At 42.2% G+C, this 12,801-nt stretch carries 14 protein-coding genes and 1 riboswitch; of the genes, 10 read left to right on the forward strand and 4 right to left on the reverse strand.

Features of this window, described 5'->3' with window-relative positions; all coding sequences use genetic code 11:
• The first annotated feature begins 34 nt into the window (after window positions 1-34).
• The 6 genes from G6R08_RS11985 to G6R08_RS21965 all read left to right on the forward strand — a co-directional run bounded on the left by G6R08_RS11985 (window position 35) and on the right by G6R08_RS21965 (window position 4,072).
• Window positions 35-838 (forward strand): SDR family NAD(P)-dependent oxidoreductase, encoded by an 804-nt coding sequence (locus tag G6R08_RS11985; protein ID WP_240339702.1) that lies wholly within the window; start codon window positions 35-37, stop codon window positions 836-838.
• Between the two features lie 85 nt (window positions 839-923).
• Window positions 924-1,026: riboswitch (TPP riboswitch) on the forward strand.
• 115 nt (window positions 1,027-1,141) lie between these two features.
• On the forward strand, window positions 1,142-1,930 hold the full coding sequence (locus G6R08_RS11990; protein WP_163528156.1) for a thiazole synthase: 789 nt from the start codon (window positions 1,142-1,144) through the stop codon (window positions 1,928-1,930).
• Complete coding sequence (thiH, locus tag G6R08_RS11995) at window positions 1,927-3,030, forward strand: 2-iminoacetate synthase ThiH (protein ID WP_163528158.1); 1,104 nt, start codon at window positions 1,927-1,929, stop codon at window positions 3,028-3,030. The genes G6R08_RS11990 and thiH overlap by 4 nt, the downstream gene beginning before the upstream one ends.
• A gap of 14 nt (window positions 3,031-3,044) precedes the next feature.
• On the forward strand, window positions 3,045-3,629 hold the full coding sequence (locus G6R08_RS12000) for a thiamine phosphate synthase (protein WP_163528160.1): 585 nt from the start codon (window positions 3,045-3,047) through the stop codon (window positions 3,627-3,629).
• Complete coding sequence (gene thiS, locus G6R08_RS12005; RefSeq protein WP_163528162.1) at window positions 3,626-3,829, forward strand: sulfur carrier protein ThiS; 204 nt, start codon at window positions 3,626-3,628, stop codon at window positions 3,827-3,829. Before G6R08_RS12000 ends, thiS begins: the two co-directional genes overlap by 4 nt.
• A gap of 90 nt (window positions 3,830-3,919) precedes the next feature.
• Window positions 3,920-4,072 carry a hypothetical protein gene (locus tag G6R08_RS21965; RefSeq protein WP_205439418.1) on the forward strand — a complete coding sequence of 51 codons (153 nt, stop codon included), beginning with the start codon at window positions 3,920-3,922 and terminating at the stop codon, window positions 4,070-4,072.
• A gap of 45 nt (window positions 4,073-4,117) precedes the next feature.
• Here G6R08_RS21965 and G6R08_RS12010 read toward each other — a convergent pair whose 3' ends face one another.
• On the reverse strand, window positions 4,118-4,699 hold the full coding sequence (locus G6R08_RS12010; protein ID WP_163528164.1) for a CDP-alcohol phosphatidyltransferase family protein: 582 nt from the start codon (window positions 4,697-4,699) through the stop codon (window positions 4,118-4,120).
• Between the two features lie 201 nt (window positions 4,700-4,900).
• Complete coding sequence (locus G6R08_RS12015; protein WP_163528166.1) at window positions 4,901-6,307, reverse strand: alanine/glycine:cation symporter family protein; 1,407 nt, start codon at window positions 6,305-6,307, stop codon at window positions 4,901-4,903.
• 419 nt (window positions 6,308-6,726) lie between these two features.
• Between G6R08_RS12015 and G6R08_RS12020 the strand changes: the two genes are divergently transcribed.
• Genes G6R08_RS12020 through G6R08_RS12035 form a run of 4 tightly spaced genes read left to right on the forward strand, consistent with a single transcriptional unit; the run spans window position 6,727 to window position 10,489 of the window.
• The gene (locus tag G6R08_RS12020) at window positions 6,727-7,104 is read left to right on the forward strand and encodes a GntR family transcriptional regulator (protein WP_163528168.1); all 378 of its coding nucleotides are present in this window, start codon (window positions 6,727-6,729) and stop codon (window positions 7,102-7,104) included.
• Complete coding sequence (locus tag G6R08_RS12025) at window positions 7,097-7,996, forward strand: ABC transporter ATP-binding protein (RefSeq protein WP_163528170.1); 900 nt, start codon at window positions 7,097-7,099, stop codon at window positions 7,994-7,996. Before G6R08_RS12020 ends, G6R08_RS12025 begins: the two co-directional genes overlap by 8 nt.
• Window positions 7,971-9,938 (forward strand): DUF6449 domain-containing protein, encoded by a 1,968-nt coding sequence (locus tag G6R08_RS12030; RefSeq protein WP_163528172.1) that lies wholly within the window; start codon window positions 7,971-7,973, stop codon window positions 9,936-9,938. Before G6R08_RS12025 ends, G6R08_RS12030 begins: the two co-directional genes overlap by 26 nt.
• 23 nt (window positions 9,939-9,961) lie before the next feature.
• The gene (locus tag G6R08_RS12035) at window positions 9,962-10,489 is read left to right on the forward strand and encodes an RNA polymerase sigma factor (protein WP_163528174.1); all 528 of its coding nucleotides are present in this window, start codon (window positions 9,962-9,964) and stop codon (window positions 10,487-10,489) included.
• 23 nt (window positions 10,490-10,512) lie between these two features.
• On the opposite strand, the gene G6R08_RS12040 is transcribed toward G6R08_RS12035, so the two are convergent.
• Both G6R08_RS12040 and G6R08_RS12045 read right to left on the reverse strand, forming a co-directional pair.
• Entirely contained in the window at window positions 10,513-11,034 is a 522-nt protein-coding gene (locus tag G6R08_RS12040; RefSeq protein WP_163528175.1) for a PCYCGC motif-containing (lipo)protein, read from the reverse strand.
• A 132-nt stretch (window positions 11,035-11,166) separates the two neighbouring features.
• A complete protein-coding gene (locus G6R08_RS12045) occupies window positions 11,167-12,801 on the reverse strand; it encodes a thiamine pyrophosphate-binding protein (protein WP_205439419.1) in 1,635 nt (544 codons plus the stop codon).

Consider the following 12,801-nt stretch of genomic DNA (forward strand, 5'->3'; position numbering starts at 1 on the left):
ACTGAAAGACATAGCTGAAAAGGAGGCGGAATTTGTGACTGCTATTTTTTCAAGTGAAGCTCTTAAGAAAGGACACATACTAATTACTGGTGCTACAGGAGGAATTGGGCGCGCCACAGCCAAAGCTGCTGTTCAAGCTGGGGCCTATGTGACGATTACTGGCAGGAGAGAGAAGAATTTAAACGAGCTTAAGGACGAATGTGAACAGTTAAACGAGTCTGTACATGTATATGTGCATCCTGCTGAACTTAATGATGAGAAAAATCGAAATCACTTAGTTGAACAGGCAGTGAAGGAGAACGGGCCGATTACTGGACTCGTTAATTCTGCAGGCGTTGTCGGAGGTGGTACTCTCGACACTTTAACAGAACAGGCTCTTCGTCGGGTGATGGAGTTAAATTACTTTTCTACTGTACTTTTTACACAGCTTGTCTATGAAAAAATGAAGCCTCAAAAGGCAGGGGCCATTGTCAATTTATCTTCTTTATCAGGAATCCGTGGTACGCATGCAAACACAGCCTATAGTGCCTCGAAGTTTGCGATAACAGGATTCACTCAATCCTTCGCTGTAGAAGCGATAGACCACAACATTCGGGTAAACGCTGTTTGTCCGGGGTATGTCGATACCGATATGGGCAGGGACTCAATTGCCACAAAAGGCGAGCGGAATAATCGAAGTTTTGAGGAGCAGTTAAAGGTGGCGGAAGACGGGATTCCTTCCGGGAGGATATCTACGGCTGAAGAAGTGGCAAATGCGATTGTGTTTTTGTTGTCCGAGGCAGCTGGTAACATTATCGGTGAGTCTATGAAAATTTCCGGTGGCAGTGTGATGAGGTAAAAAAATCCAAGGAGGACTGTTCCCAAATTGGAATAGTTTTGCTATCCTTTAAGTACGAGTTCAAATAATTCTCAACAAATTGAATAGGAAAAGCTAGGGGTGCCAGGCATGTGGCTGAGAGGAATAATTCCGACCCTTTGAACCTGATTTTGGTTAGAACCAGCGTAGGGAAGCTTTCGAGGAAACTGCATGTATCGTGTATTGCATAAAGTAATTCGAAGCTCACCCTAGTGCCGGGTGAGCTTTTTTTATTGTCTAGCTGTCCATTGGGGGCTTTTGAAAAATTAACGAGGAGGAGATGTCATGAAGGATCCGTTAATCATCGCAGGGGAAGAAATCGAAAGTCGTTTATTTACAGGAACAGGGAAGTTTGCGGACCACAGTGAGATGCGGAAGGCGATTGAACAGTCTTATTCACAAGTGGTGACAGTCGCCATACGAAGAGTGGATTTAAGCGGTTCCGGCAAACATATCGTCAGCGATATCCCTGATGAAGCGACCTTAATGCCGAACACTTCAGGAGCAAGGACAGCTGAAGAAGCAGTTCGGATTGCCCGGCTTGGAAAGGCTAGCGGAATGGGCAATTGGGTCAAAATCGAGGTGATTTCTGATCAAAAATACCTGCTTCCCGATAATGAGGAAACGATTAAAGCAACGGAAATGCTGGTGGACGAAGGGTTTGTTGTCCTGCCTTATATGAGTCCTGATTTAATGGCGGCAAAGCGCATGGAAGCGGCCGGAGCAGCAGCCATCATGCCGCTGGGTTCTCCAATTGGTTCCAATAGAGGAATCCGCATGAAGGAAATGATTCGGATAATGATTGATGAAATTCATGTGCCCATTGTAGTGGATGCAGGGATTGGGAAGCCGTCTGAAGCCGCGGAAGCGATGGAAATGGGGGCAGATGCAGTCCTTGTGAATACAGCGGTAGCAACGGCGGCGGACCCCGTGGCTATGGCAAAGGCTTTTGATATGGCAGTTAGAGCCGGGAGATTGGCTTATACGACAGGCCTTGGTCCATCATCGATTCAAGCGAATGCCTCCTCGCCGCTGACCGGATTTTTAACACCTACAGGAGGTGATCAATCATGAGTTTTTATAACGTATATGAAAAGCTGAAAGACCAGCCGATTCACACAAAGTTTGAAGAAGTCACTACGACTGACGTCGAAAAGGTTTTACAAAAAGACAGACTTACGGAGTTGGATTATTTCACTTTACTGTCTCCTGCTGCGGAAGGTTATTTAGAAGATATGGCTCAGAAAGCACATCAAGCCACATTGCAGCACTTCGGCTATACGATGCAGTTGTTTTTGCCGCTCTATGTGTCTGATTACTGTGTTAACACATGCAAATACTGCAGTTTCAGTGTCGATAACGTTTTTCCTAGAAGGCGTTTAACAATGGAAGAAGTAGAGGAAGAGGCACAAGCGATTGCAGCGATGGGGATCGAACAAATTATTATCCTTTCGGGAGAATCTCGTATTCATTCATCTGTTGATTACTTAACAAAAATTATGAAGGTGCTGAAGAAGTATTTTTCTTCAGTGGGGCTTGAGGTTCAGCCGATGGATCGAGACGATTATGAAAAATTGACAGCGAGCGGAATTGATACGCTGACGGTTTTTCAAGAAACCTACGATGAAACGATATATCGCAACCTGCATACAAAAGGCCCGAAGCGATTTTACAAGTATCGATTGGATACACCTGAGAGAGGATGTCAGGCTGGGATGAGGTCTGTCACGATCGGAGCTCTGCTTGGTCTTGATGATTGGCGTAAAGAAAGTTATATCGCCGGATTGCATGGGCATTATCTTCAAAATAAATACTTAGAGACAGAAATTGGCATGTCATTTCCGCGGGTTCAGCCGAATGCAGGCAGTTTTCAACCAGAGGTTCATGTGACGGATCAAAATATGGTCCAAGCTATGCTCGCGTTCAGATTATTTTTACCAACGGCAGGTATTGTCCTATCAACGCGTGAAACTCCTCAATTACGCAATGCACTTATTCCACTAGGGGTGACAAAAATGTCAGCTTCCTCCTCGACTGAGGTTGGCGGTTATGCTCAAACAGAGGACACTCAAAGTCAGTTTGAGATTTCCGATGAACGTTCTGTAGAGGAGATTCGTAAACTGCTTCAAACCAAAGGATATCAACCCGTTATGAAAGATTGGCAAATCGTGTAGAGATGGAATTTCATGTGATCTCTAATGGTATTTGGCCAGTTAAGAAGTTTGCCGACAGCATCGAACCCCTTCAAGGTGAAGATGTATTTGTTCATTTCAGGGAAAAGCAAAAGCCTGCAGATGTTGTGGCGGAAGGAATAAACGATTTGCAGAAACGAGGGTTTGCATCCGGGAAAATTGTGGTGAATGACCAAGTGGATATGGCCCGTAGTTTAGGGACAGGTGGCGTCCAGCTCTCCGGACAAGGGGTGCGGGTATATGAGGTCCGGCAGAGCTTCCCTGACTTGCGAATTGGAAAGTCTGTACATTCAATAGAAGAGGCTGTGCAAGCTGAATTTGAGGGAGCTGACTATGTGATGTTCGGTCACATTTTTCCAACGTTATCAAAAAGGGGCAAAAAGCCACAGGGGTTACAAGCGTTACATGAACTGACAAGTGCTGTGAAGGTGCCCGTCATCGCCATTGGTGGAATCAAACCGAGGCATATGTCAGAGTTAAAAAGGGCAGGAGTTGCAGGAGCGGCGGTTATTTCAGGTTTGCTTGAAGCGGATGATGTACAAGGAATACTTGAAGAATATAAGAAAGGATGGGTCAAATGACTATACGTGTTAACGGTGAATCATTAGAGTGCCCGGAAAGAGTTGTAACGGTGACTGACCTTCTCGACTTTTACAAATTAGATGGGCGAATGGTTGTTGTTGAATATAATCAAACGATCATTCAACGCGATTACTATCCGATCGTTCACTTGAAAAACGACGACCAAATTGAACTGGTTCATTTTGTTGGGGGAGGATAAGGTGTCTTGCAAATTATGGGCTTGCTGAATAAAGAAGAGACAAAAATCAAAAGCTAATACAAATCGTGCCACCAGAAAGGAGTCAAAGTCATGAAGAATAAAGATAAGAAAGTGGACAACCAATTTAAAGAAAACAAGAATCACGGAGAGCATCGAAATGGCCGCTTGAGCCAATTTAAGAATCACAATGATAAAAACGGCGAAGAGCCGAATGAATATATCAGCAACCAAATAGACGAGTAAGAAATATTAAAAATAGACCTCTGGAGGTTAGATGGAGGTCTATTTTTAACGTAAAATCTTCCTGGCTTCCATAAATCGCTGAACGCCAGTGAATAGTTCAACAGCAAAGAAGACAAACGTCGTCCAATATAGAATGCCAGGGAATAATAGCATCATGCTGAATAGGATAAACCCTTCCGACCGTTCAGCAAGCCCAGCTTGATAATAAAATGATTTCACCCCTGCTTTTTCCGAAACTGCCCCCACCACTAAGAAAATTGTCATAGAGATAACAATGGAGACGCTTAATAGAAGGAGCGGCCACATCACCTCTGGGTGAATGAAAGCAAGAGCAACAATGATAGAAACTTCCACAACACGGTCAAAAGTAATATCCATCACTGTACCGAATGGGGAGGTCTTTGTATGTCTGGCCATTGTACCGTCTACAGCATCTAGAAATCCAGAGAGCCATAATAAGCCTACTGCGATAACAGGCTGCCCCATAATATACAAAATGCTCGTAGAAATCCCCAGTATAAAGGCTAGGATCGTAATTTGATTGGCTGACAGCCCTTTCTTCAGCAACCATGTGGCGGTATGGTCGATGGAAGGCTGAACCATTTTTCGCGCATGAGTATCTAACATAAATATAAGCTCACCCCAAACCCCCAAGTAACGTTATTCCAGTATAAATACATCCCCCCGTTATATCAAGGACCCACTCTTATCATCCATTATTCAGAGTATCCATTATCTGGATGACCTGAGGTGGATGGAATTGGAAGATAGACCGCAAAAGAGGCTGATCCTCTTTACGGAGGAAGCAGCCTCTTACTTTTTTAGCTATTAGTCTTCTTCTGCGAATAGTTTAACCTTTCTTTCTGTTGTTTTTTTCTTGAGTACTCTGTTTACATAGTCATCACTAATCGCTACGATTTCTTTATGGAGGAAAATGAGCGGTATAATGTTGGCCAAGACGACAAAAGCAAGCGTAATATCGAGGAATTGCCATATTAATTGAAGTCCTCCGACTGCACCGATAAACGCTGATACAATATAAACGAGTCTCATCACTTTAGCTGCTTTTAAACCATACAAGTACTCGGCCTGTTTCTCACCATAGAAGATCAGCACGCCTACTGTGGTAATAATAAAGAATAAGAGAAAGATGGACACGAAAGCACCGCCAAATACATCTCCTAATTCAGTTGCAAAAGCAACATTAATCATATTAGATGCATTCGCTGCGCTAACATCCTTCCAAGCGCCTGTTACTAAAACCACAAGTCCGGAAACTGTACAAATTACAATGGTGTCGACAAATACACTAAAGATTCCCCACAACCCCTGTTTAGAAGGATGGTCCGTTTGTGCGGCTGAATGGGCAATGGGGGCAGTACCGATTCCAGCCTCATTAGAGTAAAGTCCCCGGGCGACTCCCCAACGCAGTGCTTCTGCAATTCCAGCTCCTGCAAAGCCGCCGACAGCTGATATAGGGGTGAATGCGTTAGAAAATATTAAACTGAACACGTGTGGGATTTGATCAATATTTACGAAAATAACGAATAGAGCTACTCCTACATAAATGATAACCATAGCTGGGACAATTTTATCCGTTACCTTGGCAATTCGTTTAATTCCTCCAAACACAACAAGTGCGATCAGGGCGCACATAGCAAATCCAGTTATATACACGGGCCAGCCAAAAGCACCTTCTGTCTGTGTCGCAATGGAATTGGACTGCACCATAACGCTAGGGATCAATTCGATCATTAGGAAAAAAGCGAAAGCTGAAGACACCCATTTCCAGCCGAGAGCCTTTTTTATGTAATATTGCGGTCCGCCAACCCAGACATTATCCTTATTCTTTTCACGGTACTTGATCCCGAGCATAACTTCCGCATACTTTGTGGCCATCCCAATCAATGCCACAAACCACATCCAGAATAGAGCTCCCGGTCCTCCTAAGGCAATCGCTACAGGGACCCCGACGATATTTGTGGCACCTGCTGTTGAGGCTAAGGCTGATGTAAAGGCTTGAAAGGGAGAGATTGTTCCGGGATGTTTGTTCTTCTTAAAAATTTGCCCAACGGTTTGCTGAAGTACGTGACCAAAGAAACGAAATTGGAAAAACTTTAAGCGAATAGTAAGAAAAATCCCCCCGAAAATGAGAATAATGGATAGAAGATAAGTCCATAAAAATGCTGATACGTCTGCTATTGCTGCTTCAAATAAACTCCAAATTTCAACCAAGGAAATGGCCCCTCTCTAAAGATGATATGCCCATATATTCCCTATTTTCAATTCAATAAAACAGAATTGTGACAATTTTCTGTTTGGGTAATCCTTCCACCTCAGGTCATCCATAAAATGGATGACCTGAGGTGGAAGGATTTGGGTGTGATGTGATTGTGGGAGAGGACTTTCACCTGTTGGCAGAATGGCTGGGGATTATACATATGTTAAAAAGTTCTATAACTTGCCAACAACAGATAAAGATAATGCATAAACACCTGAATCTTTTAGTAGATCAGGTGTTTTTTTACGGATTTTACTCTGAAATCGATTTTTTTAAATAAAATACTTCTCAAACTTCACTTAGTTATATATACTATCACTGTACTACGTTTATTAATACAGTTAGTACAGTGGTGTATTTAGGAGGTGTATTTATGTTCGAGTTAGATATAAGGAGCCGTAAACCCATTTATGAACAACTTGTAGAAAAACTAAAACATCTTATTATTAATGATATTTTACAGGAAGATGAGAAGCTCCCGTCTGTTCGTGAACTGGCTCAACAGCTGACCATTAATCCTAATACAATTCAAAAAGCTTATCGAGAACTCGAAACACAGGGATACACCTATTCTGTTAAAGGGAAAGGGAGTTTCGTTAATCCTGCTTCTCCATTTAAGGATAAGCAAAAATTAGGGGAAGTGCGCGCAGAACTAAAGAAGCTGTTTGCAGAAGCAATATATCTTGGTATGACGGTACAAGACATAAAGGCATTAGTTGATGAAGTAAAGGGGGGACCTGATCATGATTGAAGTGAAGAACATCACTAAATCTTTTGCAAAAGATTTGGTTGTGAACGACGTGAGCTTCCATGTGAAACAAGGATCGATTTATGGGCTTCTTGGTTCAAATGGTGCCGGTAAAACGACACTTATGCGTTTAATAAGCGGAATTTTAAAGCAGAACTCAGGTGCAATCCACATGTTTGGTGAAGACGTATTCGAGAATTTACGTGTGAAAAGCAGACTCGTCTTTATACCAGATTCTCTTTATTTCTTTCCGCAATACAATGTAAAACAGCTTGCCAACTATTATAAGGAAATGTATCCAAATTGGAGCGAGGAACGCTACGAACAGCTCAAGAAGGTTTTTAATTTGAATGAGAATAAGAAAGTACATCAGTTTTCTAAAGGCATGCAGAGACAGGTTGTGTTTTGGTTATCGATGTCAGCAATGCCTGACATTTTAATTCTGGACGAACCATTCGATGGTCTTGATGCCGTGATGAGAAGGAAAATTAAGAGTCTAATTATTCAAGATGTAGCAGAGCGTGCCATGACAGTCCTTATTTCTTCTCATAATCTGCGGGAAGTAGAAGATATTTGTGACTACATAGGCATTTTGCATGACGGCGAAATGTTGCTTCAGAGGGATTTAGACGACTTAAAAACAGACATCCATAAAGTTCAGGTTGCCTTTAAAGACTTCGACATAGCTCCGCTTAAGCGCAGGCTGGATATTTTATATCATGAGAAACGTGGGAGTGTCTACCTTCTTATTGTTAAGGGAAAAGAGGCCGAAGTAAGCCATACGATTGAAAAATATTCTCCTGTTCTGTACGATCGCCTGCCTCTAACTCTGGAAGAAATCTTTATTTATGAATTGGGAGGTGCAGGATATGCCATCGAAAACATCACCGTTTAAAAAAGAGGTCATCAAACAAGATTTTAGAAATGTCGGCTGGATCGGAATCGTCTACTTAATCGGATTACTGTTCACCTTGCCTCTTCAATTGGTGATGGACATGAACAATGAACACAGTAGAGAGATGTATTATGAAAATGGATTATTTGATCCAGTTTTCCTGTATGGAATTCAAATGATTTTACTATTTGTTCTGCCTGTACTAATGGCCATCTTTCTATTTCGTTACGTTCATGTCAGGGGATCAGCTGATTTCATTCATAGTTTGCCGATTAAAAGAAGTTCATTATTTAATTATCATATTATCTCGGGAACGCTTCTCTTAATTCTTCCGATTTTAATTACAGGCGCCATTCTTTTTGTCTCTTATTTCATATGGGATGTAGGAAACTATTATACTCTTAGCGATTTAGGCTATTGGGCTTCTGTTTTTGCAGTATTCTCACTGTTTCTATTTTTAATAAGTATTTTTGTTGGATCTTTGACCGGATTATCTGCTGTACAGGGTGTATTAACGTATGTTCAATTATTATTTCCAGCTGGTATGTACGGATTAATTTCCTATAATCTGAATCTTTTTGTAAAAGGTTTTTCTGTTGATAAGGCGATGGCAGAGGCTATAGAAAAATATTCGCCTCTTCTAGATTTTTTAATGTATCAGCCTAGAGCTCCAATCGGTATGGAGGTCAGTCCGCCTGTCGACTCCACAAGTATAGTAGTTTATTTTGGCTTAGCTATTTTGTTATATGTGGCTTCCTTATTAATCTATCAAAAACGTAATATCGAGAACGGTAACCAGGCAATCGCTGTGCTCACTCTTTGGCCCGCTTTTAAATATGGAACTACCTTTTGTTTTATGCTCCTTGGAGGTATGTATTTTAGCGAATCTCAATTAAGCTACTCTTGGTTATTTATCGGCTATGCTATTGGAGCAATCTTTGGTTTTGTCCTATCTGATATGCTTCTGCAAAAAACATGGCGTGTTTTTCATATTCGTAAGTTGAAAGGATTAGGCAGCTATGCTGCAGTAGTTGTCGTTCTCATCTTAGCCTTGCCGATCGTTGCCAGGGGATATGAGTCAGCTGTACCAGCTAAAGATGAGATTAAGAATGTGTACATGGGCAGTAGCTATTCCGATTACCAAACGAAACATGAATTAGGTGCTCCTCTAATTCACGGGTCAGACAACGTTGAGGCAGTAAGAAGAGTGCATGATGAGTTAATTGATGCAGCAAAACCGATGGAAGAGGGAAAACGTACAATCTTCTTAGCCTATGAATTAAATAATGGTGAGAAGGTTTTTCGTGAATATCAGGTGAAACAACAACGAAGAATTCCCTACATGGAAAAGGTCTATAGCAGTGAAGAATATAAACGGATGACTTATGATGTATTTCAATTAGCTCCTTCAAAAGTAGATCAGTTAACGCTGCATCCCCCCATGTCGGAAGAGGGGCCAGTAAGAATTACTGACAATGAAGAAGTAACCCGTGCCTTACAGCTAATCAAGAAAGATATCCTAAGCCAATCCTATCGAAATATGACAAAGCCTAACAGGTTTGCTACAGGTCTGGATATCGGGGTAGGATACGAGCATTATAACGTTCAACTCTCCACAAGTTTTACGAACTTTAACCAATGGCTTAAGGATGAAGGTTTATATGATCATGCGTACCTGCAAGCGAAGGACGTGCATAAAATAGAAGTCCTCAGGGTGAGTTCAGAAGCGAGAAAAGGGGAGAGTCCGTTTGATATCTTACTAAGGGAAAATGGTTTAGAAACATCGGACAAAGAAAAGATTGCTGATGTGATTTCTGCCGCAAATGTGTATGCAGGTGACGGTTACCTGATTGGTTTTTACCAAAGCGAGGATGAAATTTCTACGATCGCCAATCTAGAAGCAGGTGAAGCACCAGGTTGGATTACGAATCATTTTAAATAATTGTGAAGAAAGGAAACATAAAGATGGAAGAAGATTTTGATGGAATCTATCTGCACTATTATAACAGAGTCTATTATGCAGCCTACCGAGTGACAAAGGAACAACGATCTGCAGAGGACGTTCTTCAGGAAACGTTTATAAAAGCCTATCGAAATCTTAACCAGCTTAAAGATGGGGAGAAAATCGGGGCATGGCTGTCTACTACTGCTACTCGAACAGCTATTGATCTTTTGCGAAAAGAGAGAAAGTATGTTGTAACGGAGATCGAAGAAGTGACACGGCCGGCAGATGAAGCTGCTTCATTTAATTCAACCGTAGAAGAGGAATGTGAGAAGCGGGCAATGGAAGAAGAGGTATGGGAAAAAGCGAATACCTTGTCTCCGAAATTGAAGGAGATTTTCAAGATGAAATATTTCTCCTATTATAGGGAGACTGACATTGCTGATCAACTACAGTTATCGCTTTCGGCTGTAAAATCACGACTCTATCGAGCAAGAAATTATATGAAAAAGCAGATGGAAGGTCTGATCGGACAAGATCAGACGGCATAAAAAGACCCGCTTTTGGCGGGTTTTTAAATTTCAGGAGTCGGTGTGGGTTCGGCATAACCTTGTTTGTATTGTGCATCGATGTCCTCTCGAATTTCCTCCACCGATTTGCCATTTTGGTAGTCAATCATAGCTTGAGCGGCAATTTCAAGACATACTCCACATTTTGTTCCATGTTCGTCCCAAACAATGGCTCCGTTTTCTTTGTTTTCATGTATAAAACAGTCGTAATTATTTTTATGACCGACAGATTCACCACAACCGCAGTAACATGGCATTTGTTCTAGCAATTCTTTATGTTGAGAAGCTGATGTATAGATAAGCTGCATATTTTCAGGCTTGCTTTTTAAAAATTCCGGCATCACTTCGTAACTCGGTGTTTCAACTCGTTTATCCCCCATAACCATGTGGCTGGAATGTTGTTGTGACTCAGTTTCAGATTGCGATGGAGATGAGGTATGCTGTGATTCTTCTGTATGATTGCTTGAACATCCCGTTATGAAACTGCCTAACAAAAAAGCGCCTACGATCAAAAGCTTTTTTTTCATTCATGCATTCTCCTTTCAGGTAACACTCGCTTCTATCTTAGACGCTATCAAGGCGGAGAGCAAGCCGATGATCAAAAGTTCGAAAAATAGACATGGAGAATTTCTTATCTTAGCTGCCCCCTGGTTAAAAACTTATTTTCCGAATGAAGAAAGGAATTTTACACGATCACCCATTGGCGGCATGCGGTCGTCTACTAAGGCCACCTCTAAAAGCGCTGGCCCCTTTTCCGTTAATAGCTGTTTAATCTTAGCTTCATCAAGATCATTCATGTCATCTATCCGTAAGCTAGGTATGCCTAAAGCTTGAGCCATTGCTGAGAGATCGACAGGTTGTTGAGCAAAACGGTCGTGTGCTCGTTTATATTGCAAGGCATGCCCATGGTGCACCATCCCAAGCCGCGCGTTATTCATGACCACAAACAAGACGGGAACATTATACTCTTTGGCTGTGAGCAGCTCCATGCCATGCATGAAGAAACAACCATCCCCTGTAATGCTTACGGTCGGCCGCTCCGGGTCCGCTAACTTGGCGCCAATCGCGCTTCCTATCCCGCTCCCCATTGCCCCAAAATGAACATTTATATCGAAAGTGTCATAATCCAGAACGCTCATATGATGAATAACATAAGCCATAAATTCCCCGATATCAATAGTGTAGCGTGTTGACTTGGGTAGTTTTCTTTGCAGAGTAAGCAGGACATTTTTTGTACTATATTCGTCATTGATGGCTTCGGGTGTATGAGGCTGAGTAGGGGAGGTATGTCTAACAAATCCTTTTTGTTTCAAGCCATTATTAAGCGCTGAAACGGTTAAGGAGACATCTCCTAGTATGGGCAGGTCGACTGAATACTTTCGACCGAAAACCTCCTTGTCAAAATCAATTTGAATCGTGTACTTATCTTTTGTAATAGCAGGGTTCCAGTTATTTGTAGCTGTCTCTCCAAGACTTGATCCAATCACAATGACAGCATTTGTATCTCCATCATTAATCAGATCCGAGGCTAAATTATGCCCAGCAAACCCAAAGACCCCTTTGAGTAAATGGTGATTATCAGGGAAAAGCCCCATCGCTTGAGGAGAAGTAACGATTGGCCACTTCAGTCGTTCAGCCAATTCGAGCACATCTAATTCAGCACCCCTAACTCCCTGTCCTGCAAAAATATACCCGCGCTCAATGGATGATAACTGTTGAATGGCATCGTCCACTTGGTTTGATTCCGGTAAAAGTGGAGTGCGCACAGGGAAATCCGGGATAGAAACCTCCGGAATATCTTCAATCTGTACATCTATTGGCAAGGCGACGTGGACCGGTCCAGGCACCCCTGACAGAGCAATCTCACAGGCCTTATGCACCTGTGGCAATAAATCTTCAGCACCATCGACACGTACACTATATTTTGTTACTGGTTTATAAAGTGGATCTGCATCTAGCTCTTGTGAAGCATTTAGCCCGACTGTATTCACAGGAACAGCACCTGTTAAAAAGAGAACTGGCAAATGCTCACGCATGGCGTTCGCAGCTCCTGTAATAAGATTGGTTCCTCCTGGCCCGCTGCTTCCAATACAAACAGTAAGTTGTTTAGAATATTTAGCATAAGCACAAGCCATGTAGGAGGCAGCCCCTTCATGTTTAGATACGATCGGAGTGATGGCGGGAATTTCATATAATTCATCAAAAAAGGCGTTTACGGAGCCTGCAGGAATTCCGAATACATAAGAGACTTGGCCGGACTGTAGATAATGTAAGACACTTCGTATAGCTTTCAC

Source organism: Halobacillus ihumii, assembly GCF_902726645.1.
In the GTDB taxonomy this organism is placed as follows: domain Bacteria; phylum Bacillota; class Bacilli; order Bacillales; family Halobacillaceae; genus Halobacillus_A; species Halobacillus_A ihumii.